The organism is Pedobacter sp. 05T44 (genome assembly GCF_056395985.1).
Window position 1 is genome coordinate 109,974 of sequence record NZ_JBFTKO010000002.1, and the last position, 23,039, is coordinate 133,012.

Here is a 23,039-nt window from a genome sequence, read left to right on the forward strand (position 1 = left end):
TTAGAACAAGGTACTATCTAATCTCATTGCTTTTGTTTCTGATCTGCCTTTCTGCCACCCTTATGTTGAGGGCTATTGTAGATCTGGATGAAGCTATCGCTGCTGTAAAAATTATATTTTTGCCTGCTTTGGTGTGCCTTCTGGTTATGTTGCTACTGCCATTGTCCATATACCTTTTGTACAAAGGGAATAATGCAGGTAAGGTCAAAAAGCACATTAGATTTCGATAGTGATGATAACAGTACAATCGAAGGCCAGATAGATTGTTTAGAAATTGCAGTAAATTATTGTTGTTCAGTTAGATAATGGCTTTATATCCAATTAATCTTTGTATTTTAGATAACCAGGCTTCAGTAGAATTTTCCGGGGGCACGACCAATTATTAAAACTGACAATTAATAGAAAAAAATGAAACCGCAAACTAATCAGCCATCGCCTGAAAACATTATGAAAATTGGAACAGGCTTTTGGGCTTCAAAAATTCTTTTGACCGCTGTGAGTTTTCAATTATTCAGCAAGCTTTCGGAAAAGAAAACTATGAAAGCCAAAGATGTCAAAGAAACTTTAGGACTTAAATGTACAGACAGAAATGTTTATGATTTTTTAGATACGTTAACTGTATTTGGTTTTTTAACGCGTGAAGGTATTTTGGAAACAGCCATTTATTCGAATGCCATTGATGCAGATACATTTTTAGATATAAATAAGCCGTCCTATATTGGAGGTATCCTTGAAATGATGAACAATCGTTTATATGGATTTTGGGGTAATTTAGGCGAGGGGCTGCTTACGGGACTTCCTCAAAACGAAGCCAAAAGAAGTGAGGATTTTTTCGGTTTAATATATGAGGACCCTGAAAAATTAAAAGAATTTACCAATGCAATGAGCGGCATTCAAATGGGGAATTTTATGACCTTTGCTCAAAAATTTGAATTTCAAAAATATAATACATTAGTTGATATAGGCGGTTCAGCCGGGTTGCTTTCGCTTATGGTTGCAAAATATAACCCTCATATGCATTGTACAAGTTTTGACCTGCCTCCGGTTGAGCCTATTGCAAACGCTACCATCCAGCAATTCGGATTATCAGATCGTGTAAAAGCCGCAAGCGGCGACTTCTTTACCATGCCAATACCCAATGCCGAGGTTGTGGTAATGGGGAACATCCTGCACGACTGGGACGAAGAAAATAAAATTTCTTTAATGAAAAAAGCTTATGATGCTCTCCCAGCTAATGGGGCATTTGTAGCTATTGAAGGCATCATAGATGACGAAAGAAAGCAAAATGTTTTTGGTATGATGATGAGTTTAAATATGCTGATTGAAACAGGAACGGGATTTGATTATACATTTGCAGACTTTAACAGATGGGCTAATATTGTCGGATTTAGAACCACCTCACTTCTTCCATTAGCAGGGCCATCAAGCGCGGCAATAGCCTATAAATAAACTTGCATTAACATTTTACCTGCTTTATTCTATGAACATTCTTGCTAACTGTCCATGCGTGCCTTAGGCATTTGTAATTCATGAGGAATGTGCGATATCTTTGCTAAACGGGTGCTCTGGTGTAAAAAAGTTAACAAACTATAGTTTAGGTGGTGGTTTTATTAGTCTTGTGCTTGATGTGTAGTGAACTTTGCTTTATTTTTTACTAAAAAATCACTCCAATGTCAATATTGAAGGAGGATTTTTAATCAGAGGTATTAAAAAGCAGAGGTATAGTGCTATTTATGTTAAATGAGCGCAGGGAATATTATAAATATTTATAGATTTGGTTGATATAGGTGAAGATGTGCCCTGAAAGTCTAAATAGTATCGGAGACCATGAGCTCTTGCTCCAACTGAGTGAGGGTAATAAGTATGCGTTTGACATTTTATACAACAGATACTGGAAACTCGTTTTTAATACTGCCTTTAAAAGGCTAAATGATATGGAACGGTCTCAGGATATTGCTCAGGATGTATTTGTTCAGCTTTGGATCAGGGGTACAGCAAGTCCTATTGAAAACCTTCCTGCTTATTTAAATGTTGCGGCCAGAAATGGGGTATTTAAACATCTCGAGAAAGAGGGTAAGTATGCGGCGCTTCCCGATACTGCAGCTGAACTTGAAGGCGTGCTCGGTGATGCTGATGCGAAAATATTACATGACGAATTTCTTGAAGCTTTTGATCAGCTGATTGAAAGCCTCCCTTCGCAACAGCGTATCATCTTCAGAATGCGTTTTGAAGATGATTTAAGTAGCAAGGAAATTGCTGAGAGGCTGCAGATTTCTCCAAAAACAGTGCGAAATCAATTAGGCAAGGCTTTGAATAAGCTCAGAACATCGTTAATGCTCTTTTATGCAGTTATGTTATACTATCAGGCACGGTAAAAAAGCGGCTTCTTCATTGATGTAATGTGAAAAAATAAAAATTTTTTTACCGCGTGGGCTAATTTGAGTTTTTCGACTCATATAAGTATAAAACGGATCATGAAAAGCGCCTACAAAAACTATTTTAGAGAAATTCTTAAAAAATATAGACAACAAACTGCTAGTTCTGAGGAAATAAAATTCCTGGAGTCTTACTACAATATGTTTGAGGTCAATGACGGGCTGATTAATGGTGACAACGAGTCTCAGTTTTCGGAATTAAGAGATGATATTAAAGCAAATATTGACAGGCGAATTGAACGTCCGAGAGTCCGAAAACTAAGTTATGGCTGGATGAAATACGGCGCTGCCGCAGCTGCGCTGCTGCTTGTTTCGGTTGCAATTTATCTGGTCTCTTACCGGCAAAAAAATGATCTGCTAGCACAAATGGATCGTACCGTTGTTCCTGGAAGTAATAAAGCGGTGCTTACACTAGCTAATGGGAATAAAATTGTATTGAACGAGGTTAAAACAGGAGAGGTCGCACAGCAGTCGGGGATCAACATCACTAAAAAAGATAATGGAGAAGTGATCTATCAGGTTTCAGCCAGCCCAGATTTAACTGAGGAAACTGCAATGAATACCATAACCACTCCAAACGGCGGTCAATATACTGTTGTACTCTCTGATGGTTCCAGGATCAAACTTAATGCAGCTTCTTCGGTAAGCTTTCCGACCTCATTTAAAGGGAGGGAGCGGGTAGTTGACCTCCATGGCGAGGCTTATTTTGAAGTTGCCAAAAATATTCAACATCCTTTTAAGGTGATTTCAGGTTTACAAACAGTAGAGGTTTTGGGGACGCATTTCAATGTGGAGGCCTATGCAGATGAAAGTGCAATCAAAACTACGCTTGTTGAGGGCTCTGTTAAAGTTGTAGCCGGAAAGCACCATATAATTATTTTTCCCGGGCAGCAGGCCAGCGTTAGCAGGGAAAGTACCGGTTCCATTGCTACCGCTCAGGTTAATCTGGATAAGGAGATGGCATGGATCAACGACGTGTTCATTTTTGATGGGGATAACCTGAAATCTGTAATGAGCGAAATTTCCAGATGGTATAACATTAAGATAGTATATAACGGAGCTATTCCTGATAAGAAATTCTTCGGCGGCATATCCAGGAACAGCAAACTTTCTGAGGTATTTAAAATCCTTGAGCTCAATCAGATAAAACTGAACTTAAAGGGCAAAACGGTATATGTATCGTATGACCCTTCCAATAATGAACAACCCTAAACCACCATACAAAACTAACCGAATTTTTAACTACAAACCATTTATCAGATGATAAGAAAACTACACCACCACCACTAGGAACCACAGGACTAAAAAGCCGAAAGTGTCTCACCACTTCCGGCTCAAAAAAAGGTCAACAGCCAGATGTTGAGGCCGGGCTGTTATTTATTCACTTAATTCTATTCCAAAAGTATGAAATTAACTTTTCTTTACAACCCCGCGTGCGAAATGCGGAGGGTAAAGTACAAATTCCTTATAGTGATGAAATTAACTGCTATTTTATTACTGATCGGCGCCATGCATTTGTCCGCCGCAAGCTATTCGCAAAAAATAAGTGTTTCCAGACGTAACACCACACTTGAGACTGTTTTTCAGGACATTAAACAGCAAACAGGCTATCTCTTTTTTTACAGCGAAGAGGTTAATGTGAACCGTGTGAAAATTCATGTTGCACTTAAAAATGTACCGCTTAGTGAGGCCCTGAGTGCCGTGCTGGAACAGCAGGGTCTGACCTTCAATATTATAAACAATACCATTGTCATCAGGAACCAGATCGGCAATAAAACCTTAGAAAGCATAAAAAATAACTTTGTCGAGATTTCTGGTCAGGTGACAGACAGCAAAACCAGGCAACCCATGCCTGGGGTGAATGTGTCGCTCAAGTCGAATTCCAATATTCGTACCCAGACCAATGCTGCCGGAGAATTCAGGATCGCTGCGCAACCAGAAGACGTACTTTTATTCACTTACGTAGGTTATCAGGTAAAGGAGGTAAAGGTTGGAGAGAAGAAGTTCCTGAACATTGAACTCGAAGATGAGGTTACTCAAATGAATGATGTAGTGATCACCGGTTATCAAGCCATAAAAAAAGATAGCTTTACGGGCACTGCTATAGCGATCTCCGGAGATCAGCTAAAAACCATAAATCCTCAAAATCTTTTACAGAGTATAGGTGCTTTTGACCCGTCATTCAGGCTTGTGCAAAACAATCTTGCAGGTTCAAATCCAAACAGAATACCTTCCATTAATGTACGTGGATCTTCGGCATTGCCAAGTGGTGATGGCGAAGTATTGAGAAGGGATGCGATTTCGGGTGGCGTGAACATGCCGGCATTTATCCTGGATGGCTATGAAGTTGATGTGCAAAAAGTATTTGATTTGGACGTAAACCGTGTGGCATCGGTTACCCTGCTAAAAGATGCGGCCGCTACTGCCATCTACGGAGCCAGGGCCGCTAACGGCGTGTTGGTTATTGTAACCAAAGCACCAAAAGAGGGTAAGTTACGGGTGAGCTATAATTACGAATTGAATGTTACCGGAGCAGACCTGAGTGATTATCAGGTGCTAAATGCTGAAGATAAACTAAGATATGAAGTGCTTGCCGGCCTGTACGACTCTAGTCACGAGAATATCCCTCAGGATCATTTAGAGGAACTGTATTATCATAAGTTCGCAAACGTAATCGGAGGGGTAAACACTTACTGGTTGTCGCAGCCGGTTCGTACCACGGCCGGACAGAAGCACTCTGTGTATCTGGAAGGTGGTTCTCAGGCATTCCGTTATGGTGTTGACCTGAGGTACCAAACCAGGCCTGGAGTGATGAAAGGTTCTGCAAGGGACCAGTATTCTGGGGGCATGAACTTTACTTATAATGTCAACAAATTTCAATTCAGAAATGACCTTTCTATTACTCAGGTGACGGGAAATGAATCTCCCTATGGCAATTTCGCGGACTATGTAAAAACAAACCCTTACTACCCGATGACCGATGCAAATGGAAACATTAACCGGGTGATAGATATCTGGGAAAATTCAGCAGGTGAAAAATCCTATATTTTCAACCCGTTATACGATGCACAACTGAGCAGTTTTAACAAATCCTCTTATATGGAGATCATCGATAACCTTTCTGCTGAACTGGAGCTAATGAAAGACCTTAAACTAAGGGGGCAGATGAGTTTAACAAGCCGTTCAAATACAGATGACATCTTCATTTCTCCCCTTGCTAATAGATATTACCTCTATGAAACGGCAAAAATTGATGAAAAGGGAGAATATACCAACAAAAACAGGAAAGAAACCTATTGGGACGGAAATATCCGCTTAACCTGGCTAAAGCAAATAGCCAAAAGCTATTTTAACGTGATGGCCGGTGTAAACATACGTACCGAGCTCTCGGATGCCAAGGAGTATACTGCCTTGGGTTTTGCCAATGACCGGTTTTCAAACATCGGATTTGCGAAAGGATATGCAGAAAATGGAAGGCCTTACAGCAGGCTTGAGCGGTCCAGGTTATTCGGCTCATTCATGAGCATGAACTATTCCTATGACAACAAATACCTGATGGATGCTACCGTAAGGATTGACGGCTCTTCCAAATTTGGTGTGGACAATAAACTTGCGCCTTTCTGGTCATTCGGACTGGGCTGGAATCTTCACAACGAGAATTTCCTCAAAGACAACAGTGTCATCAGTCAGCTTAGACTGAGGGTATCAACGGGACTTACCGGCTCTGTATTGTTTGATCCCTATCTCTCCAGAACGACTTACAACTACTCGTCTGATAACTGGTATTCAACCGGTATCGGTGCCACAGTGAACAATTATGGCAACGAAAATCTTTCCTGGCAAAAAACTTTAATGACCGATATCAGTATAGATTTAGGTCTGTTTAAAGACCGTTTAACCATTTCTCCTAAAGTTTACAGGAAATTTACCAAAGATATCCTTGCAGACATCACGCTTCCCCCATCAACGGGCTTCCTTTCTTACAAAGAGAACCTTGGGGATATGGAAAATAAAGGAGCTGAACTGGGGATAAGATGGGATGCCATTCGCAGAAAAGACTGGTCGGTAAACCTGACAGCAAACATGGTAGCCAATAGAAATCGTATTGTCAGGATTTCCAACGCCCTGAAAAAATACAATGACAAAGCCGATGAACTGCAATCAGTAGATCAAAAGGATGGAGGTTTCAAAGGAGTACCCTTGTTGAGGTATAATGAAGGTCAGTCCATCAATGCCATCTATGCAGTACGTTCCTTAGGTATAGATCCTGAAAACGGTCGTGAGCTTTATGTAAAAAGAGATGGGACACTTACTTACGATTACGACAAAAGAGATATCGTAGTGGTAGGCAATGCCGATCCAAAGGTCAATGGGTATTTCGGTGGAACATTCACCTATAAAGGCTTTAATCTTACTGCTAATTTCGAGACTTACTTTGGAGGGGATACGTACAACCAGACCTTGGTCGATCGGGTAGAGAACGCAGATGCAAGGTACAATGTAGATAAGCGGGTATTTGAAGGAAAATGGAAACAATCCGGTGACTTGACCTTTTACAAAAACATCGCAGATTTAGGCACTACAGAAGTAAATTCCAGATTTGTTCAAAAGGATAATCTGCTTAATCTGCAGTCGCTTTATTTATCCTACGATATAGATCAGAAATATGCCAAAAAACTGTCGATGTCTAACTTACGGTTTGCCGTAACTGCCAATGAGGTAACAAGATGGTCCTCGATTAAACAGGAAAGAGGGATTGATTATCCTTTTGCAAGAAGCATCACTTTTTCGGTCAACGCTACTTTTTAGGTCTTACTATTTAACAGATAAAATATAAAAATATGAACATTAAGTTGTTAATCGGTTTCATTTTACTTGCGGGCTCATTGAGTTCCTGTAAAAAATGGCTGGAAGTTCAGCCAGAATCAGAAATATCGGCTCCGGTTCTTTTCAGTACCGAAAATGGTTTCATGGAAGCTTTAAATGGAATATACATCAAGAGCACCAGTCATGACCTATATGGGAAAGAGCTGACATTTGGAACTACTGAAGCGCTTGCCCAAAATTTTTCTATTGGTACGGACGGACAGGACTACAGACAAACTTCCTTGTACAACTACACCAATGGAAAATTCATTGAACGTAAGGACAAAATATGGAGCGGCCTGTATAGTGCCATTGTCAATTGCAATTTGATATTGAGTAATATCGATGAGCGTAAAAATGTATTTACCGGATCAAACTATGAATTGATTAAAGGTGAAACCTTAGCCCTAAGGGCTTATTTACATTTCGACCTGTTGCGTTTGTTTGCCCCATCTTACCTCAAAAACCCAACAGCTCCCGGAATACCATTCGCAAAAAAATACTCCAAGGAGGTTACGCCAATGTCGTCGGTTACCGAAGTAATGGGTCTGTTGATTCAAGATCTGGAACAAGCTAAAACCTTAATGACTAATGATCCCATTCGCAGCGCGGGATATAAAGTCAACTACCCACTGGTCACAGATACAACCAAAAATACAGAAGAGAGCTCCCCAATATTGTTCCTCCAGAACAGAAGACATCACCTGAACTACTACGCGGTGTGCGGGACACTGGCCCGGGTTTATCTTTATAAAAATGATAAAGTAAATGCACTGAAAAATGCCAAGGAAGTGATCGACTCGGATAAATTCCCTTGGACCGCACAAAGCGATTTTATTGCTTTTGATGAAGCAAAAAAAGACCGTATCCTTTACAAGGAACTGTTATTTGGTTGGTATATCCCCGGCTCTGCAAAAGACATCAAAGAAAACTGGTTTAAAAGTGGTACCCGTGGTTTCTTCCTTTTGGAAGACGATGCAAGGTTAATTTATGAAGCGGGTACCGTTGGGGGAGAAGACCTTCGCTTCAAACAGTGGCTTACGCTAATGGCAGATGTAAGCAGCAGGTGGTATGACATTGTAAAGTACAATAGAAACTCGCTCAGTACAGAGGCAAATGCCAACTTGCATTACCTGATGGCACCCGCAATAAGGCTAAGTGAGATGTATTACATCGCTGCTGAATGTAGCTATGCAACAGATCCTGTACAATCGCTGAAATACTTTAATGAAGTACGTGCTGCCAGAGGATTTCAAAATCAGCTAACAGTTCCTTCGGAAGACGGTCTTATTAATGAATTATTAAAAGAAGCCCGCAAAGAATGGCTTGCTGAAGGCCAGATGTTCTACATGTACAAGCGACTTAATAAAGCTATTGCTGCACCAACAGGAAGTGCAATCCCGCCTTCAGATAAAATATTCGTATTGCCACTTCCGAATGATGAAATTGTTTACGGAGGCAGATAATTTATAAGAACATAATTATGAGAACTATAAAATCATATATCATCATCATCCTGCTACTATTGTCCATTGCCTCCTGCAAAAAAGCAGAAGAAATGGTGTTTAGTAATGAAGCCAATGTCTATTTCGATATATACAATGGTGACAAAGATAGCCTTGTCAGGACCTTTGCCTATACGCCTACCAAAGCTCAGGACACCTTGTTGTTACCTGTCCGGCTGTCAGGGATAAGAACATCTGTTGCCCGAACGTACAATGTACGGGTAGAATCGGATTCATCTACAGCTATTCCCGAACAACACTATCAGCCATTGAAAAGCACTTACACCATGCCGGCGGACGCGGGTACGGCCTATATTCCGGTCATCATGTACAACAAGGATAAGATTCTGGAAGAAAAATCGGTTTCTATCATTATCAAGCTGATTGCTTCTGATGATTTTGGTGTAAAAAATCCCACAATGCTGCGGGCTAAAGTAGTATTTTCTGCCAAATTGGAAAAACCAGACTGGTGGGATACGTGGCTGACCAATTATTCAAGGACCAAGCACGAATTGTTTTACATCACGACCGGTCAAACTTCTATGACCACCGGTTCTCAAGGTGGCCTGGATGCACCTAAAAACCTTTACTATACTGGCTTGCTCACCATCATGATGAACAATCCTTTTAATTGGGTTACCAAGAATGTGGCTAAGGGGTATGTGTTGGAAGAAGTAACCCCTGGAAATTCGGATAGTTATTATTTTTTCAATACCGGAAATCCTAGTAAAAAAACGCTGCTGAGGAAAAATACACAGACTGGAAAATATTACTTCATAGATGAAAATGGAAAAGAAGTTATTTAAAAACATAAAGATGAGCCTTAGAAAAAAAATAGGATTAATAATATTGACTATAATCGCCCTGTCTGCCTGTCATAAAGATTTGGGCGATTATGAAATCAATATGCCCGCTGCACCAGAAGTGTCAAATCTTGATTCAGTTTATACTGCTGTAGTTGGAGATAGTTTAATCATCAAGCCCACTATAAAAAATACAAAGGGAGATGACATAGAACTGCAATGGCGCATAAGCGTGATGACGGGTAACGATGTAAAATTTATCGGGCCGGCACTTAGAATCATATTTGGCCTGGAGGCCCAAAGGTATGAAGCTCGCCTTACTGTTTACAATAAGACAAACGGAATGAAATATTTCCACGATTTCTTCGTAGATGGGGGTACAGAATTCGGCTCAGGTACCGCTGTATTGAGCTTGGAAAACGGCACCACTCAGTTCTCGTTTATTAAGACTGACGGAGAAGTGCAGGCGCGCCTGTATCAGGCCATGCAAGGAAAAGACCTACCAAAAGACCCTATGAATCTTTTCCTGATGAAAAATACTACTACAGGTGGTACACTCCTTGGCTATTGGATCATCACTAAAGGTGGTGGAATACGATTAAATGCCAATACTATGCAGGAAGATCCAAAATACCCTAACACCATTGCTGATAATTTTTTTGCTGCGCCCGATAAACTGGAGGTTGGCCAGCTCAAACAGCATCCTCAAGGTATATTGGCCGGTGTGATCAGCAATGCACTTACCTACGGAACAACCAATACCTGGGACCAATCACCTACTTATGGCATGTTTAGCGCGGCCGAAGGCGAGTATCAACTCGCACCTTCATTTATTATGAATTTTAACCAAAACCAGGGGACCTATTTTATCGGATTCGAACGCAATCTAAAACAGTTTGTCAGGCTCAACGTATATAATGGGCCCACCTATTTTGGTACGCAGTACGATTCTGAATCGACTGCAATATTTGATCCGAAAAATGTAGGGATGGACCTGATTCATATGGAACAGCTCAACAGCAGCGACTGCTTTGCTTATTGCAAAAGTGGAGAGGGAAAAATCTACGAGCTCTCTTTCAATGTGAAATTTACTGGTCCTTTTACCTTTAGCCCATTAAGAAAACGCCTTTTTATTCGCCAGGAACTCATCACAGAGAAAACCAAATGGCAAGGTGCCAAAAACGGAATCATCTACCTTAGCTCAGGATCTAAAGTATATAGATATAACCCAATCAATGAAGATGTAAGGGAGTTGTTAACCGATTTTGGTGGAGGGGAAGTAACGATGATCAGACTTTCTGAAAATGAAGAAACCATTATGGTGGGTGTAGCAGGTAGCATTTACTACCTGGATATTTCAACCGGAAAACTGGGAACATTCATCAAAAAGATTGAAGGAATCCCAGGTGCTCCGATAGATGTGGCAGTACGATAAATAAAACTTATAAAACATATGAAACTAAAATTTTTAATTCTTGCCGCCCTTGCACCTGTTGCAGTGGCCGCACAAACGCCTAATTTTACCATCACAGGAAAAATAGGAAATTTAAACAAACCAGCGAAGATTTATCTTGATTATACTTCTGAGGGCAATGGTCGCACTGATTCTGTGGAATTGGTTGATGGCAAATTTAAATTTTCAGGGAATATTGCAGGCATTGCTTCTTCGCGGATGACGCTTTCGCGTGAAGGCATCAGAGACAAAGAAATTTACGGTACCAAGGGACTGGGGGATGTGATCTATGTCAACTTCGGAAAGGAAGATATCAGCATTACGTCTGCAGATTCACTCTACAATGCAAAATGGACAGGTTCAAAGGTTTATGATGAAATGAAAGCTTTTGATGACCGGGTGGGGCCTACTGTAATGACTGTGCACCATAATGCGAATGTTACCATCAATAGGGCAACGCCTGAACAGCAGCAAGACACAATGTATTTTAAAGTATTGGACAAACAGGTACAGGCTTTCAGAAAATCACGTGGAGAAAAGATGTTGGAGTTTGCCAAAGCTAACCCCAACTCTTATTTCGCGTTGCAGGCATTATCTGAATTGGTAAGTGGCTACAATCTGGAATCAGCGATCGCCATGCCGATCTTTAATAAGCTTGGTGAGGAACTTCGTCTGTCTTATGGGGGACAAGGTCTTTATAAACTATTAAATGCACATACGGTGACTGCTTTAGGTGCCGTTGCGCCAAATTTTACACAGAAAGATGTAAATGGCAAGCTCGTTTCCTTATCAGATTACAAAGGGAAATTGGTACTGGTAGAATTTTGGGCGAGCTGGTGTTCTCCATGTCGGGCAGAAAGCCCAAACCTGCTTAAGCAATATGCTGCTTTCAAAGGCAAAGGCTTTGAAATACTAGGCGTTTCTGTAGATGGGGACAAAGTGAAATGGTTGGATGCCATCAAGAAAGATGGCCTGACCTGGACACAGGTATCTGATCTTAAAGGTTGGGACAATGATGCCCGCAAAGTGTACGGCATTTCGGGTGTTCCGGCAAATTTCCTGATCAGCCCTGAGGGAAAGATTATCGGCAGTCACCTGGTGGGGGAGGCGCTGAACAAGAAACTAGCTGAATTGCTGAATTAAGCAACTGCAGCAATTGCCTTCTGCCCCGGGCAATACCTTTATGGTTTTGCCCGGGGCAGAAATGCACAATACGTGACGAAATCAACATGTATCTTTCAAAAATGGTAATGATCATTATAAAAAAAACATTTACTACAGGTGTATTCCTACTACTGCTGTCTGCCCAATGCTTCGGTCAGAAATTTCGTCCCAAAAAACTAGAAGAAACATTATCTATAGCCGTAAAAAAAGCATACGGTGCTAGTGTAAGGATATGGGGTTATGATACATTGAAAAAGGTGCAGACTAGTGCTCAGTTTACGGGTGTAGTGGTTACTGCCCAAGGCCATATTCTAACAGCGGCACATGTGAATCAACCTGATAATACTTATTTAATCATGTTCCCTAATGGGAAATCGCATGTCGCACGCGGGCTCGGTGAAATTGAATTTACTGAGAATAAGATGTTTCCCGATGTAGCACTGATGAAAATCATCGAAGCTGGTGCCTGGCCTTATGCCGAAATGGGCTGGTCATCTTCCCTAAAGATAGATGAACCTTGTTTAAGTATCGCTTACCCGGAAACACTAAATCAAACACTGCCAACCCTTAGGTTTGGCCGGATCACGGATCTGAAAAATCAGTTTGGGTTTATTCAATCAACTTGCGTCATGGAGCCGGGGGATTCAGGGGGTCCGCTGTTTGATCATTTTGGACGGGTTGTTGCGTTACACAGTGCAATTGGAACCGATGAAGATGAAAATTATGAGATCCCTATCGATCTTTACCGGAAATACTGGACAGCCTTAAATGTCTCCAAAACTTACGGTGCACTCCCTTCAAATGAGGATGCTGTTGGCAATGATCCGCTTCAATCGGCAATTCTGAATATTCCTGCCCTCCAAGATCAACAGGGTAGTTTTTCTACCCTGACTACAGAGCTAAAGGAGAGTTGTTTAGGTATTAGCAGTACGGTACATGGCAAAACACAAAAAATTAATGGAACTCTAATCTCCCTGACTGCAAGATCAGCCGTTGGTAACAATGTCATCAATAGTCTTGTGATCAGTAAGAGTTCCTTAATTGGCGAAGATCCGGTTGTATTTACTGCGAATAAATCCTTTGCGCTTAAAGTCATTTTGCGTGATCCTGAAAACGACCTTGTGCTGCTGCAACCGATAGGTTCAATTCAGGGCGGTATACAATTAAAACAGTTTAACCGGGATAGCTTATCCTTTCAAAGACTGGGTAAATTTCTGATTTCACCGCTACCAGATCGCCCTGATCAGGTCAGTGTAATCGGGAGTATGTATTTTAATGCCCCAAAAAGGTTTAGCATTGGATATTTAGGGGCTATGGCTACATTCAAAGATAGCAACATTGTGATTACTGCAGTCCAGCCAGGTTCTCCGGCCGGAATAAGTGGGATAGCCGTAGGTGATCGGGTTCTAAGTATCAATGATATGGCGATCAATAAGCCCGAAGACTATGGAGCCGAGTTGATGAAGTTCTGGCCGTTTGATTCACTTACCTTTAAGATAAAACGATTAGATCAACTCTATTTCAAAAACCTGACTTTGGATGTATTCAAATCGCCTTTATCAACGCATCCAGCAGAACTGTTTAATGGAGGTAAAAGCATCAGACGCGATGGGTTTACGCAGGTGTTTAGTCATGATGGCAGGGTCAAGCCCGAGGAATGTGGCGGTCCTGTTTTTGACCTTAAGAATCGTTTCTGTGGCATTAATATAGCGCGTTCCAGCAGGACAACTACACTGGTTGTTCCGACCGAGGTATTACTGCGTTTAATTGAACGTTATCAAAGCAGTCTGCCAACACGATAACTTCATAAGTCAATGCATAATCTACTGAAGTAAAAAAGGCGACTATTTACCCACTATAGGTACGGCAAGTGGCTAAGTGTAAGCCACCGGGAGAGCAATATTGCTTCCAAAGCCGCTAACCAACATTTTGGCTTTCGATACAGCCATCGAGAAGCATGTAATTGGCTTGATGGAACTACTGAAGATGTACTTTACTATGTACTTGACTTGCCGAAAGGTCAAATCAATGAGCAAAATATGTTGTCCATTGTTAAATAAATGATAATTTAATGTTATTTAAATCATGTAATTTTATTGCATGAAATTCTCTGTATATGTAATTTATGAACTGCTGATGAGAGCCCAAGAATTTGATCCGGGAATAGGTGAATATCAGTCATATAGAAAAATAAATGCAGGTATTTCAGTGCTTATCTTTTAGACAGGCAGTTCAATAATCCTGCTTTGGTCACCAGGGATGATATTTTAGGCCTTTTATCAACTTACAAGCCAAAACAACGCTTTTAAATAAAGGTTGAATGTCTTTTGAGATGCATCTCTTAACAAGATCCGAAGAACAATATTACAATTAACATTATGGTAATGCAGGAGGCTTTTTAAACATTTAGTTTTGCTGAATGAATTATTTGTTCAGCGAATGATAAAAGATTACCACAAACTATCCGACCACTTGCTACTTGAAGAATGTCGCCTGAACAACCTGAGGGCATATGATCAGTTGTTTGAACGGTATTTTGGTAAACTCTACCAGTTCTCCTTGAACTACGTTAAAAATTCCGCCGTGGCCGAAGAGTTGGTTATGGACCTGATGTTCAACATCTGGAAAAAAAGGATGGATTTGGAGGTTACCGGAGAATTCAGTGCCTACTTGTTTACAGCAATGAAAAATGTGATGTTCAATCATCTCCGTAAAAAGGAGCTGCTCACTGCAGACATTAGTTTTTTGCCAGAGCAGGCGGCTACTGTTAGCCATTCAGCAGACCATCGTCTTCAGTACAAGGAATTGGAACAGGTATACCAGCTGAAACTAAGCCAGCTAAGCCCGCAGCGAAGGAAAATCTTTAAACTAAGTCGTGAAGAACAAATGACTTATCCGCAAATTGCAGAAAGCATGAACCTTTCTGTAAATACAATCAAAACCCAGATGCTGGTTTCGCTCAAATATCTGCGGGAGAGTCTTAAAGAACACATCGATATCACGATCCTACTAACTGTTATTATCTTTTTTTAATTTTTTTTCATTTCCGCTCACCCTGCCTAACGTTTATCGGTGTCTTGTAGGTGAAGGATAGATACAATGAATTTAAAAATAGATAAGGCCCTCATTAAAAAATACCTTGCCGGCCTCTGTAATAAGGAGGAATTAAAATTAGTGAGAGACTTTCTTAAGCAGGAGAATGCTCAGCAACTGTTTGATGAAGTATGGAATGAACAATGGGTAAATGAAACTAATGCCAATGATACAGACCACCACTCACAGCAGATGGCTGACTGGAAAAGAAAAATACATCAGCGGATCAATGAAGAATCTCTAAACTCAGAAATAACCGTTGCAAAAAATACGCCTATTCCATTTATTAAAAGAATTACGAACTGGCAATACGCAGCAATCTGGGCAACATTATTTATTGGGGCCGGACTTTGGGTTATTACATCCAAAAGAAGCAATGAGTCATTAGTGGTTGCTTATGTAGAAAAACATAACCCTAGCGGACGCAGAACGATTATAACGCTGCCTGACAGCTCACAGGTTTATCTTGGGCCTGAGAGTAAATTGCGTTATGCAGAAAAATTTAATGGAAGTACCAGAGAAATAAATCTGGAAGGAGAAGCCTTTTTCGAGGTTACTAAAAATCCAAAGAAACCATTCATTATCCATACCGGAATAATCACAACCAAGGTATTAGGTACTTCTTTTAAAGTAGATGCATTTATTAATAAGCCGGTTACTGTTTCTGTAAGTACAGGTAAGGTTAGCGTGGATAGGCATGCCACTAACAAAACAGAATCAATTGCCATATTGATGCCCGGGCAAACGGTAACATGGAATGAAACTGATCATATAAAAACATTAGGCTCTGTATTGGTTAAGGATATCAGCGGATGGAAAGATGGACGTTTGGTGTTTAATAAAGTCCCTCTATCAGAAATCGCAAATATTCTGGAGCGGTGGTATGACGTGGAAATCAGTTTTAAAAATAAAAAAAACGCTTCAAAGTTGTTAAAAGTCAACCTGACGGCAAATGTACCTATCAATACCTTAATGAAGATTTTAAGTGTCTCGGGACAATTTAAATATCATATTCAAGGCAATCACATTACTATTAATTAATCGGAAAGGACAAGATATGTAACACCTGGACTTAAAAAAAGAAACGCCCTCCCGCTAAGGAGGACGCAAAAATCATCAACGAGCTGGTTGTTTTCGAAGACGCATCAGCCCAGAGATAAATATTAACAGATATCCGCCACTGGCGAAAACCCGTAATGATCAAAAATATGCAAAAAGGATTACATCTGCGTTCTTCTTTTCGATTTATTAGCATGTTATTAAAAGGTGCTATTATCATCAGAAAGAAGTTTAGCAAGATGGCTAATAACAATCTGGTAACAGATAAAATTTATTTCTTTATGAAATGCTCGTTCCTTCTGATCGCTGTCAACCTCACATTTATTGGAGTGCTATTTGCCAGCTCTGTTCGCAGTCAGAATTTGAATCAGAAAATTAAGCTTAAGCTGGAAAATGCAAGTGTCGAAAATTGTTTAAGTACAATAGAAAAGCAATCGAACATACAGATCAATGCCCAGGTAAGCCTGCTAAATAAAATCACAAAAAAAATAAGCATAGATGCTACTGAGATTACTGTGGCCGATGCGCTGGCTAAAGTTTTAAACAATACTAATCTGGAGTATAAAGTAATTGAGGGTTATGTTGTAATTACTAAAAAACCAGTCCCCATAATTATCTCAGGAACGATTGTAGATGAGAAAACTGGTGAAACACTAATTGGCGTAGGTATTCGCATTAAAACAATGGGTGGTGGCGCATCTACTGATATGAATGGTAAGTTCCGTATTACCGTACCTGAGGGCGGAGCGATACTTGTGATTTCTTACATCGGTTATCAGAGTAGAGAAATTAAGGTTGATGCGAATACTAAAGAGTTGAGAATTTTACTGAAATCATCCTCTACCCAATTGGGCGAGGTAACTGTTCAGGCCCGTAGGAAGACAAATACAGAGGTGGCGGTGCTCGACGAGCGTAAAAAAGCGGCTATTGTACAAGATGCCATATCTGCAGTTCAGATAGAGCGTACAGCAAGTATTACTACAACACAGGCGCTGCAGAGAGTGCCTGGGGTTACAGTAACTGATGATAAATATGTAGCTATCCGTGGTTTGGGAGACAGGAGTGTAGTTGGCCAGTTGAATGGCGTACGCTTAGCTTCGTCAGATCCTGACAGAAGTTCAATTCCTTTCGATCTGGTACCCGCCTCTCTTTTAGATAATGTTACCATTTATAAAACAGTTACACCTGATAAACCTGCAGATGCAGCAGCAGGTATTGTAGAATTGAAAACCAAGTCTGTGCCCGATAGCATGGTGGTGAATGTAATTATTCAATCTGGTTTTAACTCAAATATCGGGATAGGGGGACAGTATAATAGTTTTTTCAATAGCGATATGGGCTTTTTGGGGGATAAGATCAATAACAAGAATTTGTCTGCTGATTTCTTAAACCTGGCCACACAGTATAAAGGCGGGTTAAACCAGATCCAGAATATGATTTCGAACAGCGGGTACAGTCCCGCGGCAAAGCAGGAAGTTGGTCGTATTAACGGGATAATGCAGGGCTTTGATCCTGTGCTTACTACCAAGTATAAACAGGCTCCTTTAAATCAGTTATACTCTGCAACTTTTGGTAATAGTTATACCTTGTTTAAAAAACATAAACTGGGTGTTATAGCTGGTGGTAACTACTATCGCCGTACCACAGATATTTCGGGTGGTGATATTCAGCAATACAGTATTTATCAGGGTGTGGTAACCGGAAACCCGCAGGTAAGCAGCCCAAGAAATATTCCAAATTACATTACTCCGAACAATCTTTACATGGGTCGGTACCAGACCTATAAGGAAAATACAGGTAACGAAACACTTAATTATGGTGTTTTGGGTGGTTTAACTTATCGCTTCGATACCCGAAATGAAATTAGCATGCAGTATCTGGGTAGCTGGGGAGGCGAAACACAAGCCACCAATATGAATGGTGGTTACGAATATACTGGTTTGCCCGGAGAAGTAAAAAGCACCATTTATTCTTTAAAACAGAGCTATCGTACACTAAATACTTTTAACCTTCAGGGAGAACACAAGTTTTTGGAATCAGATTACTCGCCTAAATTAAGTTATAATATTTCCTCTTCTAAAGCAGGTCAGAATGATCCTGATTATCGATTTGTAACCCTGGCAGACTATACACCACGCAATGGAGGATATTATGAGAAACCTACATCTGGTAATGTTGTTACCAACCCCGATCAGGTTTTTAGCACACATTTATACGCACTTTCTTCTGGTTATGTGAATGGCTTTGGTGCTTATGGAATTATACAGGCCGAGCCCAATGGTCGGCGGTACAGAAATCTGGATGAGACCAATTATAACTATAAGGCAGATTTATCTGTGCCGTTTAAATTATTCGGACAAAAGCAAGAGCTAAAAACCGGAGTAAATTACCTGAACCGCGACCGGGTATTTACAGAAAATGTGTTGTTCTTACCAGGCTCTAATTTTTCTTCTAACAAGTCTTTGCCATTGTATACAGTTTCCGGAAACCTGGATCGTTTGGTGAGCAATGAGATTATTGGCATTCATGCACCAACTGCAGGCATGGGCGAAGGCGCAAGCCCGGTAGGAGGATTCTTATACAACAGTCAGAAATCGCCGAACAACTATACCGGTTTTTTTGAGACCAAGGCAGCTTATGCCATGTTGGATTTAAAAGTGACCAAAGATTTAAGATTCACCGGTGGTATTCGTTTTGAATCTACCAATATCCAGTCGGCCGTTGATACTTCAGGTGTGTTCCTTGATCCTGCTTTAACAGCTCCGGGTACCAATATTCCGCTTACTTTAATGAGTCCTAACTCGGTTTATAAGCCTGGTTATAAGCCTTACTATTCTTTGAACACCACTTATAATTTTAGGGAAAATATGAACTTCAGGGCTGGTTTTAATACTACACTTGCCAGACCCGAATTAAGAGAGATTACCAATGTATTTGAATTTGATGCTTTCCAAATGGGATTGGTTGTGGGTAATCCTAATCTGATCAATCAATACACTCAAAACCTGGATTTTAGGTGGGAGTGGTTCCCTAATAGTGGAGAAGTTATCGCGGTGTCTTTGTTTGGCAAAAGGATTGAAAATCAGTTGTATAAGGTCTTTAGCTTAAAAACCAGTGGTTTAGCAGCAACATATCCTGAATATCCAACCATCAGATTTGAAAATGATCCAAACGTGGGTAAAGTATGGGGAGTAGAATTCGAGATTGTAAAAGACCTGGGAAGGATGTGGGACCCGCTCCGCAACTTCTTTGCAGGAACTAACCTTTTACTGGCACAAAGTGATATCAAAAAATCACCGGAAAGATTGGAAGCCAACAGGTCTTTGGACAGGCATACGCCAGATAACAGCCCTTTGTTTGAGCAAGCCCCCTTCTCTATTAACGGTTGGATAAATTACGACAATAAGAAATCAGGTACCAGCCTTACCGGCACATTTAACATGGTTGGTGAGCGTTTGATACAGATTAATTTAACCGGCGAGCCCGATCTGTATACCCGTCCGGTGCCTATGCTGGATTTTGTGTTTAGTCAACGTGTAACTAAGCGCGTTATTTTTAAGGGATATGCTAAAAACATATTAAATCCTGCAATTGAAACCGTATATGCCAACCCAGGTACCGGTGGTAAATGGTATGGAAATAAATACCTGAACCGCAGTTATAAACGTGGGGGAGAATTTATGATGGGGTTCACTTATAATTTGTATTAAAGATGAAGAAATTAACGAAATACACTCAGCAATTGCCATTATTCCTTGGATTTTTGATGTTGCTGGGGCTAGGTTCCTGTAAAAAGGAAAAGCAGGATTTTGAGTACGATAACAGGCTAATCACAGACGCTCGTAAAAACTCATCACTGCGTATTATAAACCTGGGGAATTATGGTCAGGTGATAATGGATGGTGATACACTGACCAATAACAGGTATGTTTTGCCTACAGATCCAATCTCTACAGTAATACCGGGCACTAAATATTTTCCTGAAAACGGGGGTAAACTGGGTTCAACATGGAACATTCCTCAATCGCTTTTAAAAAACGGAAAGGCCCGCTTTTTTACCGAAATTGGGGGGTATAATACTCCGGGTGATAAGCTTACAATCGATCTTCAGGAAGATGCAGCACAGGCTATGGATTATTACCTGCTCGCCACAGAACGTATTGTAGACGGAGAACCTAAATATCTAAAAATTCCGCGTGCGGTTTCTCCCCCTTCAGATCCTGCCAAGTTTAAAGTAAGGCTGCTCAATCTTTCTTCGAATATTGAGATAAGTGATATGGAGAACCTGGTAGGGCCAATGAGCCTTACATGGGCTGATGGCACACCAGTAAGTGGTACGACCAGTAACATCTTGCCGGGGCAATATTCTGATTATATCGAACTGCCTTATACTACCGCGCAGCTAAAGGTGTTAACCTCAGCAGGGATTCAGGTGCCAGGTACTACTAAGATGCCGATTTTTCCGGCAACATCAACCCTTACCTCTGTCCGTGGCTGGCCTCCTGAGGATACACACCTAACTTTCAGTGCATTTAAAAGCTTTGTGCCAGGAGGGATTTATACCATTGTTATTGCGCCATATAATTTTACGATCCCTTATTTAATCGGTAATCCTGGTGAACAGGTTTCAGGATATCAGAATGCCATCATGATCATGAATGATATCAGTGAACCACTGAATGTAACCTATGCAAGAGTGCAGGCAGTAAATACCCTGGTAGGCATAGACGGGGTTAAAATAACCATGAATGGAAATGTATTGGGTAATGCACTAGCCTATACCGAGCATACAGATTATCAGAATTATATAACGGGAAATTATACCATCGAAGCTAAAGATGCAGCTGGAAATGTATTGGCCAGTAATCAGCTGAGGTTAGATCCTAATACTAATTTTACTTTATGGATTCATCCTGACGCCAGTGGTAAGGCAACCATTAGTGCGGTGGCTAATGACTTAAGCAGGGTAATTCCGGGTAATACGGCCACAGATGACGCCACGTATGTGCGCAATAAGCTAGACTATCCTTTTAGTATCCGTTTTCTTAACCTTTGCCCGGACTTACCCTATGTCACTTTTACAAAAGATAACGGTCAGTCTTTTCTTCATAATTACAATAAGAATCCGGCGGCAATAAATAACCTGAGACCTGGTATTTTCCCGACCGAAGCCCCATACATACAAATTGATCAGGATAATATTCCATATAAAATTATGGCTTTCCGTTCTGCGCCAGGGGTAATTCCCGGAAGCTGGGCAAGTGACATACCTGTATTAACAGGACAGGACCTGATTGCCCGACCGAGCTTATATGTGAGGGGTGGTTTACCAAACCATGAGCCTGGTATTTATACCATTGCGTTGGTCGGCAGTACCGGTACATCAGTCCCTTCTGGTCAAAAAGCAAGGATGATTATTCTGAAACACACCAAATAAAAGAGACAACATTATGTTACTATCAAGAATGAAGAATGTCATATTTTACGCTGCTATCGCTCTGTCGTGCTTTGCGATAGGTTGTTCTAAAGTAGAATATAAAAAAATCGATGATCCAGCTTATCTAAGGGTTTTTAACAACCTGAATTATAAGATTGGAATAGATAATAAGGACGAACAGCTCCCCTTTTTAACGATGCTGATTGATCCGGAAATGGATCAGAACGGTATGCCAGTCAGCGCTCAGATTAAAGGGGATTTTCTGGATAAGCGTGATCCTTATGCGCCACCTTACCCATCTCATATTGGGAGTGGGACAAGTGTAAACAACCCGGAGTATCCGGGCAGGGAAAATGTGTTGGTCGGACCTGTTTTAAATGGTTTCGATTTAAGCAGCTGGGCGCAGATTCCATCAGGTAAACACCGCATTGTGTTTATGTTCCGTCCAAAAAACACCGTTCCGTTTTTTAACCTGGATCCTAAACTGAAAAAAAGTTTCCTGATCGATACTACGATGGTGTTGGATAGCAAGGAGGTATATACCCTGCATGTGTTGCAGAAAGATTTCCTGACGAAAAGGAATGGCATTTACCTTAGAAAAGAGAATTTTCACAAACTGCCATTATCCGATTCCTCAATCTATGTTAACTTCTATAACATGAGTGCCAAGGGATACTGGCAGGCAGATAACGACGCTAAAGGAGGCAACGAATACGGAAAGGGAGCCATGGGAAATGGTGTAAAAGACCAGATGAATATTTTTGTAACCCTGTATAAAAACAGGACTGTTTCTTCACCAAAAATATCCGGTTATAACGGAAAATATCTGGGCAATTTAACCAGAAACGCTGACGTACTTGAAGTTAGCCCGTATTACAGTTTTCCATTGTTTGCCGATGCAAGCGCTGGAGGTATTTTTACTGACATGTGGCAGCGGTTTGATTTTCTGGCACCCGGCATGGACATTAGAAATATTCCTTATGGCCCCACCGTAAATCAAACGGATGGGAACTGGGCTTCTATAAACTGTTTAACACCGTACCCGGATTACAGGCAATGGAACGAGATCGTAATGCCCAATATGATTGTAAACATCCACTCCGGTAAATATAACCCGCGGTCGTTTGCCACTGTAAATACCATTGAGATTGTAAATGGAAATGTTTACCTCAGTACCATACAGCGTAAATATGCGCCTCCAGTTTACTAATGGTTTAATCCAAT

The 23,039-nt window shown here is 40.8% G+C and carries 15 protein-coding genes; all 15 read left to right on the forward strand.

Going from position 1 to position 23,039, the window contains the following annotated elements:
• Positions 1-408: 408 nt before the first annotated feature.
• The 15 genes from AC1DDK_RS05265 (at position 409) to AC1DDK_RS05335 (ending at position 23,025) form a co-directional block, all read left to right on the forward strand.
• Positions 409-1,449, forward strand: a complete 1,041-nt coding sequence (locus AC1DDK_RS05265) for a methyltransferase (RefSeq protein WP_172659979.1) — start codon at positions 409-411, stop codon at positions 1,447-1,449.
• A gap of 344 nt (positions 1,450-1,793) precedes the next feature.
• Positions 1,794-2,375: an RNA polymerase sigma factor gene (locus AC1DDK_RS05270; protein ID WP_172659980.1), complete on the forward strand. Its 582-nt coding sequence runs from the start codon at positions 1,794-1,796 to the stop codon at positions 2,373-2,375.
• 99 nt (positions 2,376-2,474) lie between these two features.
• Positions 2,475-3,647, forward strand: coding sequence for a FecR family protein (locus AC1DDK_RS05275; RefSeq protein WP_288879085.1), 1,173 nt, complete (start codon positions 2,475-2,477; stop codon positions 3,645-3,647).
• Between the two features lie 192 nt (positions 3,648-3,839).
• The gene (locus AC1DDK_RS05280) at positions 3,840-7,244 is read left to right on the forward strand and encodes a SusC/RagA family TonB-linked outer membrane protein (protein WP_477611804.1); all 3,405 of its coding nucleotides are present in this window, start codon (positions 3,840-3,842) and stop codon (positions 7,242-7,244) included.
• A 32-nt stretch (positions 7,245-7,276) separates the two neighbouring features.
• A complete protein-coding gene (locus AC1DDK_RS05285) occupies positions 7,277-8,767 on the forward strand; it encodes a RagB/SusD family nutrient uptake outer membrane protein (RefSeq protein WP_288879087.1) in 1,491 nt (496 codons plus the stop codon).
• Between the two features lie 17 nt (positions 8,768-8,784).
• Positions 8,785-9,612 (forward strand): DUF4843 domain-containing protein, encoded by an 828-nt coding sequence (locus AC1DDK_RS05290; protein WP_172659983.1) that lies wholly within the window; start codon positions 8,785-8,787, stop codon positions 9,610-9,612.
• A gap of 10 nt (positions 9,613-9,622) precedes the next feature.
• Entirely contained in the window at positions 9,623-11,044 is a 1,422-nt protein-coding gene (locus tag AC1DDK_RS05295; protein ID WP_288879088.1) for a PKD-like family lipoprotein, read from the forward strand.
• A gap of 18 nt (positions 11,045-11,062) precedes the next feature.
• Positions 11,063-12,205 carry a TlpA disulfide reductase family protein gene (locus AC1DDK_RS05300; protein WP_288879089.1) on the forward strand — a complete coding sequence of 381 codons (1,143 nt, stop codon included), beginning with the start codon at positions 11,063-11,065 and terminating at the stop codon, positions 12,203-12,205.
• A gap of 107 nt (positions 12,206-12,312) precedes the next feature.
• A complete protein-coding gene (locus AC1DDK_RS05305) occupies positions 12,313-14,028 on the forward strand; it encodes a trypsin-like peptidase domain-containing protein (protein WP_288879090.1) in 1,716 nt (571 codons plus the stop codon).
• 298 nt (positions 14,029-14,326) lie between these two features.
• Positions 14,327-14,449: a hypothetical protein gene (locus AC1DDK_RS05310; protein WP_477611805.1), complete on the forward strand. Its 123-nt coding sequence runs from the start codon at positions 14,327-14,329 to the stop codon at positions 14,447-14,449.
• Positions 14,450-14,638: 189 nt separating this feature from the next.
• Positions 14,639-15,259, forward strand: a complete 621-nt coding sequence (locus AC1DDK_RS05315) for an RNA polymerase sigma-70 factor (RefSeq protein ID WP_288879092.1) — start codon at positions 14,639-14,641, stop codon at positions 15,257-15,259.
• A gap of 66 nt (positions 15,260-15,325) precedes the next feature.
• Complete coding sequence (locus AC1DDK_RS05320) at positions 15,326-16,360, forward strand: FecR family protein (protein WP_337716666.1); 1,035 nt, start codon at positions 15,326-15,328, stop codon at positions 16,358-16,360.
• Positions 16,361-16,527: 167 nt separating this feature from the next.
• Complete coding sequence (locus AC1DDK_RS05325; RefSeq protein WP_337716668.1) at positions 16,528-20,088, forward strand: TonB-dependent receptor; 3,561 nt, start codon at positions 16,528-16,530, stop codon at positions 20,086-20,088.
• A gap of 2 nt (positions 20,089-20,090) precedes the next feature.
• Entirely contained in the window at positions 20,091-21,815 is a 1,725-nt protein-coding gene (locus tag AC1DDK_RS05330; RefSeq protein WP_337716671.1) for a DUF4397 domain-containing protein, read from the forward strand.
• Between the two features lie 13 nt (positions 21,816-21,828).
• Positions 21,829-23,025, forward strand: coding sequence for a hypothetical protein (locus AC1DDK_RS05335; RefSeq protein ID WP_337716673.1), 1,197 nt, complete (start codon positions 21,829-21,831; stop codon positions 23,023-23,025).
• Positions 23,026-23,039 lie beyond the last annotated feature (14 nt).